The sequence below is a fragment of the Mesorhizobium sp. M8A.F.Ca.ET.165.01.1.1 genome, from assembly GCF_004792065.1.
Classification (GTDB): domain Bacteria; phylum Pseudomonadota; class Alphaproteobacteria; order Rhizobiales; family Rhizobiaceae; genus Mesorhizobium.
In genome coordinates this window covers 52779-70156 of record NZ_SRTH01000021.1, presented here as the reverse complement: position 1 = coordinate 70156, position 17378 = coordinate 52779, and the positions used below count along the sequence as shown (strand labels likewise).

General features: G+C 59.5%; 25 protein-coding genes. 20 read left to right on the top strand and 5 right to left on the bottom strand.

Going from position 1 to position 17378, the window contains the following annotated elements; translation table 11 throughout:
• From EN808_RS32040 to EN808_RS32030, 3 genes are all read left to right on the top strand, one after another.
• Positions 1–1774 (top strand): hypothetical protein (locus EN808_RS32040; RefSeq protein WP_135917981.1); only part of this gene is annotated, 1774 nt, incomplete at its 5' end.
• 419 nt (positions 1775–2193) lie between these two features.
• Positions 2194–3003: a HipA family kinase gene (locus tag EN808_RS32035; protein WP_135917980.1), complete on the top strand. Its 810-nt coding sequence runs from the start codon at positions 2194–2196 to the stop codon at positions 3001–3003.
• Positions 3000–3797: a DUF3037 domain-containing protein gene (locus EN808_RS32030; protein WP_135917979.1), complete on the top strand. Its 798-nt coding sequence runs from the start codon at positions 3000–3002 to the stop codon at positions 3795–3797. The genes EN808_RS32035 and EN808_RS32030 overlap by 4 nt, the downstream gene beginning before the upstream one ends.
• A 98-nt stretch (positions 3798–3895) precedes the next feature.
• Here the strand turns inward: EN808_RS32030 and EN808_RS32025 are convergent, their stop codons facing one another.
• Together EN808_RS32025 and EN808_RS32015 are read right to left on the bottom strand one after the other, a co-directional pair.
• Positions 3896–4126, bottom strand: a complete 231-nt coding sequence (locus EN808_RS32025; RefSeq protein ID WP_135917978.1) for a hypothetical protein — start codon at positions 4124–4126, stop codon at positions 3896–3898.
• 444 nt (positions 4127–4570) lie between these two features.
• Positions 4571–4759 (bottom strand): DUF3606 domain-containing protein, encoded by a 189-nt coding sequence (locus tag EN808_RS32015; protein ID WP_135917976.1) that lies wholly within the window; start codon positions 4757–4759, stop codon positions 4571–4573.
• Positions 4760–4886: 127 nt separating this feature from the next.
• Between EN808_RS32015 and EN808_RS32010 the strand changes: the two genes are divergently transcribed.
• From EN808_RS32010 to EN808_RS31985, 5 genes are all read left to right on the top strand, one after another.
• Positions 4887–5771, top strand: a complete 885-nt coding sequence (locus tag EN808_RS32010) for an ATP-dependent DNA ligase (protein WP_135917975.1) — start codon at positions 4887–4889, stop codon at positions 5769–5771.
• Complete coding sequence (locus EN808_RS32005) at positions 5746–5955, top strand: hypothetical protein (protein ID WP_135917974.1); 210 nt, start codon at positions 5746–5748, stop codon at positions 5953–5955. The genes EN808_RS32010 and EN808_RS32005 overlap by 26 nt, the downstream gene beginning before the upstream one ends.
• 36 nt (positions 5956–5991) lie before the next feature.
• Complete coding sequence (locus EN808_RS32000; RefSeq protein ID WP_135917973.1) at positions 5992–6216, top strand: DUF768 domain-containing protein; 225 nt, start codon at positions 5992–5994, stop codon at positions 6214–6216.
• A gap of 300 nt (positions 6217–6516) precedes the next feature.
• A complete protein-coding gene (locus EN808_RS31990) occupies positions 6517–6762 on the top strand; it encodes a hypothetical protein (RefSeq protein WP_245525176.1) in 246 nt (81 codons plus the stop codon).
• A complete protein-coding gene (locus EN808_RS31985) occupies positions 6755–7126 on the top strand; it encodes a hypothetical protein (RefSeq protein ID WP_135917970.1) in 372 nt (123 codons plus the stop codon). The genes EN808_RS31990 and EN808_RS31985 overlap by 8 nt, the downstream gene beginning before the upstream one ends.
• A 391-nt stretch (positions 7127–7517) precedes the next feature.
• Here the strand turns inward: EN808_RS31985 and EN808_RS31975 are convergent, their stop codons facing one another.
• Positions 7518–7715: a hypothetical protein gene (locus EN808_RS31975; protein ID WP_135917968.1), complete on the bottom strand. Its 198-nt coding sequence runs from the start codon at positions 7713–7715 to the stop codon at positions 7518–7520.
• Positions 7712–7948 carry a helix-turn-helix domain-containing protein gene (locus EN808_RS31970; protein ID WP_135917967.1) on the bottom strand — a complete coding sequence of 79 codons (237 nt, stop codon included), beginning with the start codon at positions 7946–7948 and terminating at the stop codon, positions 7712–7714. Before EN808_RS31970 ends, EN808_RS31975 begins: the two co-directional genes overlap by 4 nt.
• A 196-nt stretch (positions 7949–8144) precedes the next feature.
• Between EN808_RS31970 and EN808_RS31965 the strand changes: the two genes are divergently transcribed.
• Positions 8145–9293, top strand: coding sequence for a hypothetical protein (locus EN808_RS31965; protein WP_135917966.1), 1149 nt, complete (start codon positions 8145–8147; stop codon positions 9291–9293).
• Positions 9294–9351: 58 nt separating this feature from the next.
• Here EN808_RS31965 and EN808_RS31960 read toward each other — a convergent pair whose 3' ends face one another.
• Positions 9352–9786 (bottom strand): pyridoxamine 5'-phosphate oxidase family protein, encoded by a 435-nt coding sequence (locus EN808_RS31960; protein WP_135917965.1) that lies wholly within the window; start codon positions 9784–9786, stop codon positions 9352–9354.
• A gap of 353 nt (positions 9787–10139) precedes the next feature.
• Between EN808_RS31960 and EN808_RS31955 the strand changes: the two genes are divergently transcribed.
• The 11 genes from EN808_RS31955 to EN808_RS31905 all read left to right on the top strand — a co-directional run bounded on the left by EN808_RS31955 (position 10140) and on the right by EN808_RS31905 (position 17376).
• On the top strand, positions 10140–11378 hold the full coding sequence (locus EN808_RS31955) for a site-specific integrase (RefSeq protein WP_135917964.1): 1239 nt from the start codon (positions 10140–10142) through the stop codon (positions 11376–11378).
• On the top strand, positions 11371–11934 hold the full coding sequence (locus EN808_RS31950) for a hypothetical protein (protein ID WP_135917963.1): 564 nt from the start codon (positions 11371–11373) through the stop codon (positions 11932–11934). Before EN808_RS31955 ends, EN808_RS31950 begins: the two co-directional genes overlap by 8 nt.
• An 81-nt stretch (positions 11935–12015) precedes the next feature.
• A complete protein-coding gene (locus EN808_RS31945; RefSeq protein WP_135917962.1) occupies positions 12016–12213 on the top strand; it encodes an AlpA family transcriptional regulator in 198 nt (65 codons plus the stop codon).
• Positions 12210–12536, top strand: coding sequence for a hypothetical protein (locus EN808_RS31940; protein ID WP_135917961.1), 327 nt, complete (start codon positions 12210–12212; stop codon positions 12534–12536). Before EN808_RS31945 ends, EN808_RS31940 begins: the two co-directional genes overlap by 4 nt.
• The gene (locus EN808_RS31935; RefSeq protein ID WP_135917960.1) at positions 12533–12991 is read left to right on the top strand and encodes a hypothetical protein; all 459 of its coding nucleotides are present in this window, start codon (positions 12533–12535) and stop codon (positions 12989–12991) included. Before EN808_RS31940 ends, EN808_RS31935 begins: the two co-directional genes overlap by 4 nt.
• Positions 12992–13334: 343 nt before the next feature.
• Positions 13335–13733: a hypothetical protein gene (locus EN808_RS31930; RefSeq protein WP_135917959.1), complete on the top strand. Its 399-nt coding sequence runs from the start codon at positions 13335–13337 to the stop codon at positions 13731–13733.
• On the top strand, positions 13730–15214 hold the full coding sequence (locus EN808_RS31925; RefSeq protein WP_135917958.1) for a terminase: 1485 nt from the start codon (positions 13730–13732) through the stop codon (positions 15212–15214). The genes EN808_RS31930 and EN808_RS31925 overlap by 4 nt, the downstream gene beginning before the upstream one ends.
• 1 nt (position 15215) lies before the next feature.
• A complete protein-coding gene (locus EN808_RS31920) occupies positions 15216–15791 on the top strand; it encodes a hypothetical protein (protein ID WP_135917957.1) in 576 nt (191 codons plus the stop codon).
• Positions 15788–16279: a hypothetical protein gene (locus tag EN808_RS31915; protein WP_135917956.1), complete on the top strand. Its 492-nt coding sequence runs from the start codon at positions 15788–15790 to the stop codon at positions 16277–16279. Before EN808_RS31920 ends, EN808_RS31915 begins: the two co-directional genes overlap by 4 nt.
• Entirely contained in the window at positions 16280–16639 is a 360-nt protein-coding gene (locus tag EN808_RS31910; protein ID WP_135917955.1) for a hypothetical protein, read from the top strand. It abuts the gene before it with no gap.
• Complete coding sequence (locus tag EN808_RS31905) at positions 16636–17376, top strand: hypothetical protein (RefSeq protein ID WP_135917954.1); 741 nt, start codon at positions 16636–16638, stop codon at positions 17374–17376. Before EN808_RS31910 ends, EN808_RS31905 begins: the two co-directional genes overlap by 4 nt.
• Positions 17377–17378: the final 2 nt, after the last annotated feature.

Genomic DNA, 17378 nt, shown 5'->3' with positions numbered 1-17378 from the left:
CTCTGCGATCAGCGGCGAACCGTATTCCAAGGTTCAAGGCGACATGACGCAAATGCAAGAGACCAGCCGCGCCGCCCATCCTATCGCCCGTACTGCGGGCAACGTGACCGGTGCTGTCGCTGGCACATTGCCGGCGATGATGGCGGCGCCGGAAGCGTTCGGCATCGGTCTAGCGTCGAAGCCTCTGGCGTATGCCGCCAGCATCGGTTCAGGTGGGGCTATCAACGCGGCTGATTCCGCTGTTCGTTCGGGCGGCGACTTGCACGAGACACTGAAGGGCAGTGGTCTTGGCCTACTCACCGGCGCCGTGTCCCCGATCGTCGCACCCCTCATCGGCAAGGGCGTCAAGGCTATCGCTGACAAGGTCCAAATCAGGGCGGTTGCGCGTGCGCTTGGGCTCGACAAGAGCGCAGTGAAGGTCTTGGCCGATGCCGCCCGGCAGGATGCCATTGACCCCGCCGCCCTGCCAAATCTCGGCAACGACGGCATGTTGATGGATCTTGGCCCGAACATGCGCCATACGGCAGGCGCTATCGCCGCAACCCCCGGAGAGGGCAAGGCCATCGTGCGCGGCGCGATCGGTGCGCGCGACGCAGATGCAAACTGGCGCATCCGGTCGGCGCTGAACGAGACGCTTGGCGAAGCGCCAACGCCGTCGCACATCATTGACCGCGCAACGCAGAACCAGCAGCGCCTGGCGCCTGAGTATCGAGAGGCGTTGCGAGACGCTGGCCCAGTCGACACGCTGCCTATTGCGCGGTACCTCGAAACTGAGGCCCAGACCTTGCGTGGTGAGCCGCAGCGCGCGGTGCAGCGCGTTCGTGCCATGCTCGACCACCAGCCGACGCCGGCCGATATTGCGCGAGCACGCGCCAACGGTGAGCCGCCTCCTGGCACGTCGCTTGTCACCGATGCAGCCGAATTGCTGAACACCCGCCACGCCATCGACGACATGCTTGAGACCACGCAGGGGACAAACGCTGGCAATGCGCTTCAGACCGCGCGCCAGGCCGTTGACGACGAGCTGCGCGCATCTGTCCCCGGCATCAAAGAAGTTGACGCAAAATACGCCGAACTGGCCCGGCAGAAAGATGCCGTGCAGCGTGGCCAGACTGTCTTGGCGAGCGGTAGGGAAGCGCCGCGCCCGAACGAACTTGCTGCCGAGGTCCGCCAGGGCGCATTGCCTCAAGGGCTGCAAATCGGCCCGTCTGCGGTCCCGCTGCGCCTACGTGAAGGCGCCCGCGCCGAAATCGAGCGTATCGTTGGCACCAAAGCCAACGATAGGGTCGCTTTGCAGGAGATTATCAAGGGTGAAGGCGACTGGAACCGCGCTCGCCTGTCGACCCTGTGGGGCAAGGAAAAGACGGACCAGGTGCTTGATCTGCTCGACCGCGAGCGCCTGTTTGCAGATACCTCAAACATCGTTACCCGCAATTCCGAGACTGCCGCTCGCGTTGCCGCCCGTGAGGCGATCGACCCGGGCTCAAGTTCCCGTTTTGGCGTGCGCGAAGGTTTCATTGCGGGCGGCGCTCGGGGAGCAGCCCGCGCGGCCGGCACCAGGGCGGTGGAAAGCGTGATCGACGCACTCAGCAATGGCGGAAATGAAAAAGCCGTGGCCGACATGGCGAGAGCGCTGACAAGGGGATCTCAACAGAGCGCTGTGCTCGATGCCCTGATGAAGGTCGGTCGCGGCACGCCGCTGCTTCAGTCAAAGGTCGATCGAGTGGCGCGTGCTCTGCTCGTGGGCGGTGGAACCTCTGCTAGCCGCCCTTGAGCGACGTTCCTTGCTGTCCTCATAGTACCAGATAAGCAGGATCATCACCGCACCAGCCATGAAGCCTAGCACCATCCCCATCATGAAACGTGGTTCAAGCCCGCTTAGGAACCAATCGGCGCCCTGACGGAGGGCGTACAGGACGGCAATGGTGATCACCGCTGCGATTAGCTGAAGGGTTGTGGTTCGCGACATAGGCGCGGAACATAATGGTAAATCGGTCACGGGAAAAGGGCAGGGCAGTCGGATCGAGACGTGAGCCAGGACATGAAGCGGGCGATCGACCCGCTGCGGCAGGAAAGGCCGCCCGCGTCCTAGGCGTAGGCAAGCCGAAAATTATACTTGAGCGTCGCCAATTGACTCGATTGCTTGCCAGACCATAATCGCATTGCCGTAATCGAGCATGGAATGGGTAGGGGATGCTTTCTTCGGGGCAGCACTGTCAGCCGAAGGAGGTCCTTCGTGAAATCGAACTTTTTGCCTCTAGCACACGCCCGGCACGGGTGGATACTGATGCAGGGGAAGGCTTCGTAAAAGGAATAGGCAACCCTCAGGGGTGCGCTGCTCTAATTTCTGAACTAGTAGCTGCCGAACTTTGCGCATGGTTCAAGCTGAAGATACCCTCTTTTGCCGTGATAAAGGAATGCGCAATTGAGTTGCCGCTTGTTAACTGGCACGGAAACATGCTGCCCCCCTTATTTTTTTCGCGAGCTGTAGACGGCATCCCGCGAGACGGTTCGAACACATTTTTGGACAAACTAACCGACGTTGGAGATGTTGCTCGACTGGTGGTGTTCGACACGTGGATCAAGAACTCGGACCGATTCCATATGGGCCAAGCAAAGTCCGACAATCTCCTTTTCGTCCCTATCGGCCGACAGAAATTCGATTTGGTGCCAATCGACCATACACATTGCTTCGTAGAGATCGAGTTTGATGGAAATCCGCCGACGATGGCGGAGATATGCGACCCTACGGTCTATGGCCGTTTCCCCGAATTCGACCCATATTTGACCGGAAAGGGCGTCAGAAGCGCGATCCACCACCTTGCTTCGCTTGATCCCAATTTTGTAGCTGAGGTCGTTAACTCAGTTCCGCAAGAATGGGATCTTGACTATCAGGCCCGTCAGTCGTTGAGCGAATTGATTTGTCGCCGGGCGGAATATGTGGTGCAAACAATCGAGGCTAGGCTAGTCGCTCAGCCAGACATCCCTGGGTTGAACAAATGATGAATGGATCACAGGGTTTTTACTCGCTCGTCCAGTACTCGGAATTCCCTGAGCGCGCAGAGTTTGTGAATGTCGGCATTGTTCTGTTTGCCGAAGAACACCCGCGCGTGCAATTCCGTTTTGCCGGTAGCTCAAAGCGCGTCGATCGGGCGTTCAATGTTGTTGCCGGCTCCCAATTCTTCGCACTTCTAAAATCGCTTGAAAACAGGCTGGGAACCGAGTTTGGCGGCGATTGGCATAGAGAGGCCGTAGAGAAGTTCATTGGGATGAGATCTGGCAAACTTCGCCTTGCGCCACCACGGTCGGTCTTGGTGAAAGACCCAAAGGCGACTTTGGACGAACTATTTGAGAAACTGGTCAGTGACATTCCTCGGGCTAGCAGGCGCATCAAGGCTGCGACCCAATTGCGAAATGAATTGATCGTCAGAGGTGTCGAAAGCCTTTTAGATCATCGTCCTGAGCCCGTTGTCCTGCCACAAGGCGTAACCATAAAGGCACCTTATGGCTACCAAAACGGTTCCTATAACTTAATCAACGGGGTCTCCCTCCGTGAAGACCCGGATTCGGCCATTGAAAAGGCCAGCACTTACGCAATTGAAGGCTCGTGGCTCTACAAAGGAACCGCAACGGCGGAGCAAAAACGGCTTATCGTTGTCGCCGATGTCGAGGGGCAAAGGCCGGCATTCGTCGAAGCGGTGTTCAATATGATGGAAGAGCACAAGGTAAAATTCTACACCCTTTCCGATATGGAGCCGTTGGTGGCTGACATTCGGAAAAACGTCCTTATCAACTGAGTAGCAACTAACGAAGCCGCCGCTCGTTGACCCATGCTGGTTGATTCCAGCACTCCAGACCCTGGCCCGCTGCTCCCCAAAAGAGCGGCGGGCTTTTTTCAGTAGGGGAGGTCGGCATACTCGAAGAACGAAACGCGGCCGCTGATTTCGTCGGTGACTTCCAGGATGTAGTTTCCCGATCGGTGAAGCGTGACCTCCCTTCCGGTAGCCCGCTCAACTGCTCTGAAAGACGATGCAGCCTCAGCGTGGTATTCTGCGATTATCCGCCCCGCCAAGACCTCCTTGATTTGATAAGCCACGGCCGCCTCAAACGTATTCGAATCATCCATTAGGCAATCCTAACGTATCCGAAAGCGCAGGCTGCCTCTAATCTTAGGCTGCTGGGTCGATTCCCCGGCCACTCCCACGACTCTGCCCGCTGGCTTCGGCTGGCGGGCTTTTTCTTTTCGGCCGTGCTATACTAACCGCAATGAGGCGGGGGCGTCGCATGCGGGTCTTTCTTTTTGCACTGGTGGTGCTGCTGTTTATGGCTTCCGGCTTTTGGCTGGCGGTGGAACTGGTGATTGCTGGCGCCTAACGTTCGATGCTCGGCGCGGGCGGCATGTCTCTAAGCGGCTCGTGGTCGGGCTGCTCGTGCCACATGACCTGGCGAAAATCTCTCATATCGACCTGCTGGCCACAAATGGCGCATGTGTAGAAGTGGTCGTGACCGTTCTCCGGGGCTGGCTCGTGCGGCTTGCCGGGAATAGGAGGCCCAAGGTCCGATAGCTTGGTCATTTCTTACCGAGGTTCTTGGCTTCCCGCTCCAGCGTACCCCGGTCGTTCCCGTGCTTCTCGATCAGTTCGCGCACCTGCTGAGGCGTGATCCCGGTCTTCTGAGCGAAATATTCAACCTCGTAGTCTTCGCTCGATGAGACGCGGTCGCGCTCCCGGAAGTCTTTCTTGCTCTTGTCGTCGGCCATTGTCGTTTCCTCCGCTGCGATCGGTGGCAACGTTGACAAGCCGGCTTTGTTGCATGGCGCATGAATTTCCAGATTCGGAACCATTTTAGCTTAAGCTTATTGAATCGCGGTTTTGCGAGTCCTGTGCATGCGTTTGAAGTTCATCGAGCCGTTGATGCCGAACTTGGTTGAGAAGCCTCCCGAGGCCGAGGGCTGGATTCACGAAGTCAAGTTCGACGGCTATAGGTCGCAGATTATCAAAGACGGGGACGGCGCGCGGATTTTCACGCGTCGTGGGCTCGACTGGACGGGCAAGTACCAAGACCTCGCCAAGGCGGCCGGAGCCCTCGATGTCGAAAGCGCCATCATCGACGGAGAAATCATCGTGTTGAACGATGCCGGGGTTTCTGACTTCGGCGCGCTGCGGAAAGCCATCACCAGCCGGCAGCACGACCTATATTTCGTCGCCTTCGATCTCCTGCACATCAACGGCCACGACATTCGCGACATGCCGCTGGAGGATCGGCGCGAGATCCTGGCCGAGATGATCCCCGAGGGACAGCGCATCCAATTCAGCCAAGCGCTACCGGGCGCGGCGAGCGCCATCTTCCATCTGATCGACCAGGCGGGCATGGAAGGGATGGTCTCGAAGCGAAAGGACAGCAAATATCGGAGCGGTCCATCAACGAACTGGCTCAAGGCCAAATGCTATACGGTTGAGGAATACGAGCTACTTGGCGTCGAACGAGAGCCCGGTAAGCCGGCATTTGCGCTTATGGCCGATCGTAAGACAGGGCAGTATGTCGGTTCGGCTTTCATCAATTCGAGCCGCGCCATCCGCGAGCGGTTGTGGAAGCGGGTCCAGGAGCACGCCGGAGAGGCGCCCAAGGGCATGAAGCGGCCGGCGACACAATGGGTCAAGCGGGGTATCATTGGCCGTGTGAAGCACTTGCGCGGCGAAGAGGATTTGCGGCACGCCTCGCTGCAAGATTTCCGGGAGGAGCATCATGCCAATACGGACAAGGGCGAATGAGGCAGGCATTTTCGATCCATCGGAATTGGCGTTGCTGGCCAGGGTCTTCGAACAATTGCGGCTCGACAACCAATCTACCGAGGCCCGTGACGCGATTGCCTCCCGAATCATCGGCAATTACATGGCGGGCATCAGGGACGAGGCGGAATTGCTATCGCTTTCGAGGCGGCCCCTCGGCCGGTAGGGCGGAACCGAAGAGCAGTCGTGAAATTATGGCTGCATGAGCACGCGCGGCATCAACTTCCTGCATCGATGGATCCAGAACAACGTTCCGGAAACCGCGAAGGCGGACGCGGTCTCGATACACGACCTAACTCACAAGCTATTTGCCGACGCTAAGGCCGTCGGCATCCGGCGCGACGAGATCGACGATGAGGTGGATAGCCTATACCGCACATTGGTCGACTGGATAGTGCACTCCCACGACGCTGGATTGGCGGACTGAGCCCTCACAAATACCGCTCGCCATCAGCGCGATGCGAGAAACAGAACCAATGCGGCTCTTGGCGAGGCCGGGCAAAGCCGAAGCCTCCGTGCTTCACACAGCCTGGGTTCTCACACATGTGGCCGAGCACTCTGGCGCGCTCTCGCGGCGCCGGCGTCATGCCGTCAGCGAGCTTGGCTGGTTCATCACTCATGCATAATAGATTCCATAAGACGGCTTGACGGGCAAGGAATTTGTTCCTTATTCGTTCTCATGACGCACGATCCGATAGACACGCTGGGAAAGGCGACCCGGCACAACATGCTCGTGAAGGCAGAATGCAGTTGCGGCAACGTCCGCTATTGTCGCTCGGCCGATCTCATGATGGTCTATGGCGGCGGCGTCGATCCGCTGAAGCTGAAGTTCGACTGCAGCCGGTGCAAACCGCAGGTCAAGATCACGCTTCTGGAAGTGCATCCGGAGCACCTGCCCAAGCGTCTGATGATCCACAAGCCGATGAAAGTCGATGGCAAGATCACCTGGCACACGGAGCGGTTTCGTGGCTAGCGATCGGCTTATCGTGCGGCTCGCGTATCAGCGCGGTTGGCAGGTCGTCGACGGCAGCACGATCCTCACAACCTCGGAGACAAAGGAAGCGGCGTTTCAGCACCTGGTTGCCAGCGGCGCGCGCGTGCGGCTGGATTGGGGGCCAACCCTCATCGCCGGGCAGTCGAAGCCATGTGACTTCTCCGCTACTTTCCAGAGCGACAATGCCGGGCGCATCATGAAGCAGTTTCACGGACCGTCAGCCGGCCGATGGTCCTGGTTCAGCCGTTCGTCCAGCGGGAGCGTCGAGAGGAAGGAAGAGGGGGTGTTCGAGGTCGAACGTGCCTATACCCGTCGTGTCGCGGGAGCCGATCTGCTGCGATAGGACACTCCAATGTGTTCCAAGTTTCCGGCCCGACGAAGGATGGCCTGCAGACCCGCGCGCGACATGTCGGCGATGCGATCGGCTGCGCACTCAAGCTCTTCAGCGATAGATAGAGTTTCATTCCGAGAGGCTCGCGGAATTTCGTTTTTCGCGCAAGTGGGACGCAACTTTATTGGTAAGGGACTTGTAGGAACATATGGCTGCCTTGTTGTGTCCCTCATGCCGGGGTGGCTGGCTCGCTGAATTTTCGTTGGGGTTTTTTTCAGCGAGCCTAAGAGGGGGCGCTTCCAGGGTAGTAAGCAAGGTTGAGAAGGCAGACCCAGAGGACTGCGCGTCGAAGCCGCTATCCTCAAGCGTCGCTTGGCTCATGGATTTCCAGTCCTTTACGATTTCAGAAGCGACGACTCGGCTTAAGTGAAAGCACAAAACCCACGACCAGGCCGACAACGAGGCCGAGAGGCCCGGTTATCAAGAGCCCAAGCAGCGGTCCCTGATTCGCATCGGGCGTCAAAATGACGGGCCCGACGAACCCGCCGACAAAACCAATGACACCTAGGAGCACGCCCCAGCGGAACATGGTTGCGATCATGGGGACGTCTTCCTCAGCCTCACCCCGGCGCCGCCGCCATTCTCGGGGATGAACTCGACGCCAGCTGCTTCCAAGGCCGCCTGGATCGCTCTGAGTGTCGAGGCCTTCGGGTCGGTCCCGCCGCTCTCTACGTTGTTAAGACCTGTCGTCGAAAGTCCGGCACGCTTCGCGAGATCCGCCTGAGTTAGGCCAAGCATGGCCCGCGCGCCGCGTATTTGTTCGGGTCTGATCATGGGTCTTTCATACAGTCCAGTTGCTTTTTTATCAAGTGTGCTTGACGTTTTCGTTAGTTGTGGTTAACTCAACTTCGCTAGAGAAATTATCAACCCGGAGCAACCTAATGCCGAACACCTCTGTTCGGGCAGCCGCCGAAGGCATGCCCAATGTCAACCGTCGCGCCACCCTTGTATGCAGCCGAGGCGCTTATGCGTGGAAGCGGTCATTTACCTGGGAGAAACCATGATGGCCAACTCACCAATCTTTCCCCAACTTCGCCGGTTCTTCGGGTCGCTCAAGCGCGGCGACTCAGTGACCATTGATGAGCAGGCAAGCCGCCCCACACACGAAACAGGGAGTTCAATCATGAACCAGCATGTCAATCGCAGCGCGCTTCTCACTTCTTCAGCAATTGCTACGGCTGCTGTGGCTGCAGCCAGCGAGCAGGCCCGTGCAGGGGGACGTTCAGCCGCTCGCGTGTCGGGCGAACTGGAGCGCCTGATTGAAGCCAAGGATGCCGCTTACGCCGCCTTCAATGCGGCCCTCACTGTGGCTTGGGAGGCCGACGAGCGGTATTTCGTCAAAAACCGGAAGGAGCTTTTTGTAGACCTGTCGGTCGGCGGGGCGCAGTCATTCCATCCCGATTTCGAGCGCGACTATTTCCACCATGACGTACGCAACGATGTCATCAAACGGTACGAGGAACACACCCGCAAGCTCGCCGGGCTGGAGAAGATCAATCCGGCGATGGCCGCCGACGCGAAAGACGCTCTCAATTCCGCGCTGATCAAAGACCTTCGGACGTTCCGGCAAGTGCTGCGCGGCGAGATTGCCAAGCGCAAAGCTGCTGGCCAGTGGCAAGCGCAACAAGCGGTTCGTACGGCTTCGCAAGCTGATCTGGACACTTTTACTGACATCTGTGCTTACCGATGCCAGAACGATGCGGAACTCGCGCGCAAGTCGTCCGTCATATCGTATTGGACTGGCCCGAAATTTGGCGAAATGCAAAGCGAGGATCTGCAGGTGCTGCTGGCGTCAATGATACCGGCCGGTCCGGAGGTGGGGCAGGGCGCCGCCGTCGAGTCACCGTTTACTGCCCTCAGCCGCGAGTATGATGCAGCCTACGAGGAATGGCTTGTGGAGCTTGCACGGGACGTTGATCGCGAAAAGGAGCAGGCCCTCGATGACGCCTTCGATGCCTTGCGTACCCAAGTTTTCGATTATGTGCCGACTTCCGTACAGGAAATGGCAGAGAAGGCTGAATTCCTGTCGACCAGATGGGACCAGGCCGAAGGGTTGAACCCGGAGCGCACCAAACAGCTTTTTGTCGGATTTGGCGCCGCTCACATTCAACAGCGATAAATGAACTCGCTGGCCGCCATCATGCGCACGGCCCGCCGCCGTCAGGCAGCGGACTCCCCTACGCAAGGGGTTCGCCGGACAGTTCAAAAACTATGGGCGCGCCTCTGAAATCGGAATAGCGAACCCATCGGGGCGAAATCGTAAACAGTTTTGCCCCTTCCTTTAAAAACTCCGCTTCTAGCGGACAATTGGCAACGTGACGATCTATCAGCCGCTGTAATTCGTTAGCCTTCGCAGGCCGGGCGAAGCCTTCAATTTGAACCGTGACGTTTTCGTCCCAGCCGACCACCATGGCGACCCGACTGTCCAGTTTGATATTTGCCAGCTTCCGACTTGCGGGAAAACTGTCAAAAACAATATTGAGGTCGTCGGCCACCGTCACCTGAATGATGGCTGCTTCTGGAGACCCGTCGGGGTGCACCGTGCTGATAACCCCAAGCTTATGTCGAGCCAGAAAATCCCGAATAAGTTGCCGTCGCTCGTCCCCATGCATTGACGTGTGTCCTCCCTCCTCGCGCGCGATGGCCGCGACTGTATCACTGCCACCCAATCGGTCCTAGCTGACGCCCGCTGCCTCACGGTGGCGGGCTTCATCGTTTCGAAAAGTTAGGAACCAAGTTAGGAACCGAATAAAGCGATGCCGAAAAGAAAAGCATTTTCAAGTAGATGGACAAAATTCTGGCGGAGGGAGTGTCCGTCTCCGCCTAACCCAAGGACGTCCAGTAGCGTCCAAGACAGCCTGTTAAACCCCAGAAAATCCGCCATTGTTGGTCTAGCCATGTCCAGAGGGGTCTTGCCAAGTCCAGCGGTAAGTTGTACGTAAGGCTGTCCGCATGGAGGGTTCGAATGCAAATCAACCGCCTCACCGTCGCAGCCGTCAACGCGCAGAACAAGCCAGGCCTCTATGCCGATGGTCTTGGCCTTTACCTCCAGGTGGCCAAGGGTGGCAGCAAGACATGGATCTTCCGCTACATGCTCGCCGGCCGCCCTCGCAAGATGGGGCTCGGGTCCGTCCATACCGTCCCGCTCAAGATGGCGCGGGAGAAAGCGGCCGAACAGCGGCTTAAGCTTCTCGACGCCGATGACCCTATCGAGATTCGCAAGACCCAGCGCATGGAAAAGCTCGCCGCGTCCGCCACGGCCCTCAGCTTCAAGGAAGCGGCCGAAGCCTACATCAAGGCGCACCGGGCAGGGTGGTCGAACATCAAGCACGCTGGCCAGTGGAAAGCCACGCTGGAAGCGTACGCCTATCCCGTGTTCGGTGATCTTGCCGTGCAGCGCGTCGATACCGCCCTGGTGTTGAAGGCGCTCGAACCAATCTGGACGGAGAAACCTGAAACCGCCACTCGCGTCCGTGGCCGCGTCGAAAGCATTCTTGACTGGGCGACGGCGAGGGGAAGCCGCAAGGGGGATAACCCGGCTCGCTGGCGCGGTCATCTGGACAAGCTCCTGCCGAAGCGCAGCAAGGTCGCCAAGGTCCAGCATCACCCCGCGTTGCCATATGCCGAGATCGGAACCTTCGTGGCCACCGTCAAAGGAATGGAAGGCGTCAGCCCCCAAGCCCTCGAATTCGCCATTCTCACGGCCACCAGGACGGGCGAGGTAATCGGCGCCCGCTGGTCTGAGATCGATAGCGAAAACGCTCTGTGGACCATCCCTGCCAGCCGTATGAAGGCAAAGCGGGAACACCGGGTTCCCTTGTCGAAGCGCGCGCTCGAAATCCTCGCTGGCCTGCCGCGCGAAAAGGATGCCGAGTTCGTTTTCATCGGCGACAAGAAAGGCCAGCCGCTTTCCAATATGGCGCTGCTGATGACGCTCCGCCGCATGAAGCGCGACGATCTCACCGTTCACGGTTTCCGCAGCACCTTCCGCGACTGGGCAGCCGAACAGACCGCCTATCCGAACGAGCTGCTTGAAATGGCGCTGGCCCACGTGGTGAGCGACAAGACAGAGGCCGCCTATCGTCGCGGCGACATGATGGAGAAGCGCCGCCGGCTGATGCAGGACTGGGCGGATTTCTGCGCAACGGAAAAGTTTTCCGCCGCGTCGAACGTCACACCTATCAGGAGCGGCGCCAATGTCTGACCCACTGGCTAATCTGTTGGCTGAGCTTGAGGATGCGAGAAACCTCAAGCCCTCCGCCGACATCGAGAACCTTCAGCGCACTGTCGCCCTTCATGCGCTGGATGCAGCGCACCGCTACTTCAAGGCTATTGGCATCGAGGATCGTCTACGGGCGCCGTTCATGCACCTGATAGGTGCCATGCAAGACATCGAGCAGCGGCGGGCGAATCCGATGCTTTCGCCCGGGCCATTTGTCGAACCCAAAGGGGACCACAAGACACGCCAGTTGGACACCGCTGAATTCGTCATGGCGTCGTATGCGGTCACCGTCATGTCTGACGCTAAGATGAAGTCCACCGATGAAGCCTTGGAAGAAATGGCCGGCGTGATCGGCACCACGAAGAGTAAGCTTCGCGAGTTTCGCAAAAACCTGGGCAGAGGCAGAGCCACAGACGACGCCAAGCGCGAGTTTGCGGCATGGCGCGCGACCCGGCGCCAGTACAAGGACATGCCTGCGGCGGAGTTCGTTAAGGTGATGAAGGACAAGGGCAAAAGCCTGCACCTTCAGAAAGGGTAAAGCGTCTAATTCTTTACCCCCGCCGACCTGTTTTCCTGTGAGTGCCAGCAAGTTCTAGCTGGCTTCCAACAGGAGATCATTATGGTTCAGACAATCCTCCGCCGCGATGAAGTAGAGCGTGTCACCGGTCTCCCCCGGTCCACCATCTACGCCAAAATCGCCAGCGGTGAATTTCCGAAAAGCATCAAGCTCGGCGCCCGCTCTGTCGGTTGGCTGGAGGCCGATATCGCCGCTTGGCAGCGGTCTCGCATCGAAGCTCGCGACGGGGTGGCCGCATGACCCACCTTGAACGAGAAACCGCCGCCCCGACTGGCATCGGGAACGGCGGCAAAGGAAATATCCTAGACCCCAAATCTAACCGCTCCCGCTGGCATGCGCAAGAGAAGTGGGCCGCCGATCATCCTCTTGAGGTGTGGGCGCATTACTGCCTTGGCGTCGGCCTGAAGCGCGGCTTGATCGTGCGCGAGGTCTGCGAAGTCTGTGGGGCCGATGACACTGACGGCCATCACGATGATTACCAGCGGCCCCTGGATGTTCGGTGGCTTTGCCGCCGGCATCACCAGGCGGAGCATCGTCGGTTGAAGTGCGAGGCGACCGGATGAGAAGGAAAGCCGTCCGCCAGTTTCACAAGGTCAGCCCGGACGTATGGCGCTCCAGGCGTTTCCTGGCCCTAGAGGGCGACCAGCGAGAGCTTTGGTTCTATCTGGCCACTGGTCCGCACCAGACCAGCGCGGGCTGCTGCAAGCTGCCTCCAGCCTATGCCGTGGCCGATCTCGGCAACGACTGGACCAAGGAGCGCTTTCTGGCCTGCGTCAAGGTGCTGGTGGACGGCGACCTTATCGCCCACGATCCCGATACGGACGAGATCTACGTTTGCCGGTGGTTCACGACCTCGCCGCCGACAAACGGCAAGCACGCCGCCGGCATTTACAACCACATCTGCAAGCTCGAAAGCGCTGCCGTCCAAGAACGGGTCGAGGAGGAGTTTGCCGCCACTGATTTCGGCGGCTCTTTCCTGGATTCGCCATCCATCGCCAACGGGAAGTCCCCGTTCTGATGCATAGCCTTTGCATAGCCTATCGAAAGGCTCTCGATACAAGAAGAAGCAGATACAGATGCAGATGCAGAAATCAGAAGAAGAACCAAAAGCAAATCAGAACCAAAAGACAGACGCCCTTCGGGGGCTCTGGAGAGAAGGCAGGAGCCTGACGACAGGCGTATGCGCTCAACCTTTTTCTGTCGGCTCTGGTGCCTTCCCGCTGCCTTTCCAGGGGAAGGCAGCGGATGGTTCGGTGGAGAGTATATCCGCTCAAAGCTGTTGATTTCCAAGGCTTGTAGAGTTAGCGCTTGGATTTACGTACAAACACGCGTACATTGACCGAGTGATTTGGAGCCCGAAAGTGCAGGCAGACGCAGCAGAGATGGAAGGCGAGTCCGCGCCGAAAGGGAGCGGAAAGGTGCGGTTAAAGACGCTGGCCGATCTGGACCGGCGCACGACTGCTGCCCGCGTGGTGTTCGAGCTTCGTGACAGCCTGGCTGCTGACCTCGGCGGCAAGGCGAACCTGAGTGTCATGAAGCTGGAGCTCATCGACAACGTGGCCTGTCTCGGCGCGATGCTGAAGGACAGCGCGGCCAACTACCTCGAAGGCGAGCCAATCGACATCAACGAGTTCATGGCCTTGACCAATGCGCAGCGCCGGCTCCTGGCTGACCTCGGGCTGGAGCGTCGGGCATTGAAGGACATCACCCCGAGCCTCAAGGATTACGCGGCCAGCACCTATGCAGGGGCCGCAAAGTGAGCCTCGACAACATCACCATCGACACGGCATTGCGGGACCCGAACCTACTCGGGGCAGCGCTCGGGCCGTCGACCACGTGGGACACTTGGATTGCCATTCTCCGGGCTGCCTACGGCCTGCAACTGACCGACAGCGAGCGTGTGGCCTTCGATGCCGTCTCCGGTGGCAGGGAACCGCCCAAGGATCGCGTTCGCGAACTGTGGTGCATCATTGGCCGCCGCTCGGGCAAGTCGCGCATTGCCGCTGCCCTGGCTGACTTCATTGCTGCTTTCAACGACCATGCCGGCAAGCTGGCACCGGGCGAGGTGGGGACAATCCTTGTGCTGGCTGCATCGCAGCGTCAGGCGCAGGCCGTGTTCGGCTACATCAAGGCGTTCTTCGAGGCTAGTCCGATCCTGTCGCAGCTTGTCGAAGGGGTGACCAACGACGAGATCAAGCTCGCCGGCAACATCGCCATCAGCGTTCACACGAACAACTACCGAACGGTTCGCGGTCGCACACTCATTGCCTGCATCTTCGACGAGGTGGGCTTCTGGCGTGACGAGACCACGTCCTTGCCCGACGTCGAGACTTATCGTGCCGTGCTGCCAGCATTGGCCACCACCAAGGGCATGTTGATCGGTATCAGTTCGCCCTATGCCCAGCGGGGCCTGCTGTTCACCAAGCACCGGGATTGCTTCGGCAAGGATGATAACAACGTTCTTGTCGTGCAGGCTGGCACCAAGGTTTTCAACCCGACGATTGATACAGACATCATCGACCAGGCGCATCGGGATGACCCGGAGAGCGCGGCGGCTGAATGGGATGCAAAGTTCCGTGGCGATCTGTCCACCTTCGTTGACAGGGCCGTGGTGGAGCGCTGTGTTGATATCGGGGTGCATGAACGTCCCTATGAGCGGAAATACCGCTATGTGGCTTTCTGCGACCCGTCAGGCGGCCAGCACGACCCGATGACGCTCGGCATCGCCCACAGGGAAGGCGACAGGAGCCTTTTGGACTGCTTGCGGGAGGTGAAGCCGCCCTTCGCCCCGGCCGACGTCGTGGGCGAGTTCTGCCGCGTCCTGAACACTTACAAAATCACCAGCGTGACCGGCGACCGATATGCCGGCGCTTGGGTCTCCGATGCCTTCCGGAAAGAAAGTATCCGCTACGTCGCTTCGGAAAGAAGCCGATCTGAGATCTATATCGACGCGCTGCCGCAGCTTATGGGCGGCACGGCCTCATTGCTCGATAACCCCCGTTTGGTCGGGCAGATTTCGCAACTTGAACGGCGCACCACGCGCACCGGCCGCGACAGTGTCGACCACATGACCGGCGCCTTCGATGATCTCTGCAACGCCGCGCTGGGAGCCATCATGCATGTGCCATCGCTCAACCGGGCAGACAGCACGTCGAGCACCAGCCGCGCACCAGTCGTCAACCTCGGCTACCCCGGCACCAAGAGGCGGATGCAGGCCAAGCCATCAACTCCGGTGAGATGAAATGACCGATCTACCGACCCACCTTGCTGATGCAGAGGCCCGTTTGGAGGCCGCCCGAAAGACGGCTGGAGCGGCTGTGCTGGAGGGGCGCGACATCGACCATATGGCCATGATGGCGATCGAGGCCGAGATTGAAGGCATCCATGCTGCCGGCGGCGAGATTGCCCGGCGCGAGCGCGAGGCGAGGGCCACGGCAGAGAGAAACCGCATTGCCGGTCTGAGGGAGAAACTGGACCGGCTGAACATCGAGCGCATCGAAGTCGCCTCCAAGGCCAACAAGGCGGCCAGCGAGCTTTGTGAGTACATCAAGCCCTGGCTGGTCATGAATGCCGACTGTGCCCGACTGGTACGCACCCTGAACGGCAAGGGGGGCGCCGGCATCCTCGACAAGCCTGACAGTGAGATCAGGATTTCCAGGATGCTTGCCTGCACCTTGAAGCCGCTGACCGGGCTTGGCCGAAAGTTCGGTCTGATGACCTTCCAGGGGGTGCCGCTCGACACAGTGTCGTGGGCCGACACCGAGCAAGCCACCACCTCACCCGAAATCCTGGCCGTCCTGAAAGGAGCCGACAAATGAGCAAGTCCGCATTGAATGCCGCTGATCTGAAGTCAATCGCAAGGCAGGCGCCCGATATCGATCCTGCCCGCGTCACGCTTCAGTCCACCGGCTTTGTCTGGCGTGAGTATCTGGTCCGCGTCCCGGTCGACTTCGTGGCCGACGACCTGAAGGAGCCGGGCGTATGGCGCAAGCTGCAGAACGGCAGCCGTAATGCCCTTCGCAAGTTCGACCGCGTGACCGTCGTTGCGTATGACGAAACCTGGCTTGCAGAGGCCATCGTAGCGTCCGCCGACGTCAAAGGCGCGGTGCTGGCAAAACCCAAGATCACGACGATGCCGGCACGTTTCGACAAGCTTTTTGAGGATGACAAGTATCGGGTCGCCTGGAACGGCTTTGGCTACGTCGTTGAGCGCAAGAGCGACGGTCACCCCATGACACAGGCGACGGCAAATGCCGAACTGGCAACGCGCCTCCTGACCCAGCTCTATCCGGCGAGGGTCGCGTAAATGGCCACCACCAACGGCTCGCAGGTCAGCGAGCCCGATGCTCACGCCCTGCGTTACAAATGGCTCGCGATTCCGAATGGAAACCAGGGGAATGCGGTTTCGCTCAACGTCTACCAAGATCGTACCGTCCAGATCGGTGGGACATTCGGCGCTGGCGGCTCCGTCTCTATCCAGGGCTCCAATGACGATGGCGCCAATTGGGCCACGCTCACAGACCCGCTTGGCAACGCGCTGACGTTCACTGCGGCCGGCCTGAAGCCCGTCACGCAACTTCCGCACAAGATACGTCCCAGTGTCACCGCTGGCGACGGAACGACCTCAATCAACGTCTGGCTGCATGCACGAGGTGCCCACCGATGAGTAACGAACTCACTATTTCCGAGAACCCTGGCGCGGCCGGAGCAGGCTCTGCGACGGGGGAAGGCCTAACGACCGGTGTCCATCAGTCGGGGATTGCCTCACCGTCTGGCGGCGCCGGTCGTAAAGCTGAAATCGAACGCGCGATGCGGGAAGACTTCGACCTGTACGAAAGCTCGGGCATGTCGGCGGAATATCGCCAGATCCTCGAATCCGAGCAGGCGCAAATAAACCCGGATTTGGTTAATCCGACCCAGCCGATGGCTGCTGATCAGAGCCGAATGTTGCTGTGTGGGTCACAGGCCGGCCGCCGGCTGGTTTCGGACTGGGACAGCCTTGGTGGGTTTCGCGTCCATCTTGGCAACGTCCAGCGCTCGGCTTCGGAAATCGTGCGCTCTCTAGGCGCCAACCGCGTACAGCGCGTGTTCATGGAGCATTTCGACCGTCACCTTCCCGAGCCCGCGCGCCTGGCTGTCTATGCGGAAATCGCCGCTGGTAGCATGTACGTCACACCGGCCACGGCGGCCGAGGTGAACAGCTTCGCAGCGACCCCGGCAGGGAAGGCCCTTGTGTCCGAATGGGGCGCCGATGCTGCTGCATGTGTCGCGCAGCTACGTGCCCGCGCCAAGCGCATTGACGACGGCCTGGATGAGGACGACGCGCACGAATTCTGGTTCTGGCTGGACGAGCAGACGCCAGCGACAGCAGCGGCGATCTTCCGCAAGATGGCAGGAGGCTGAGC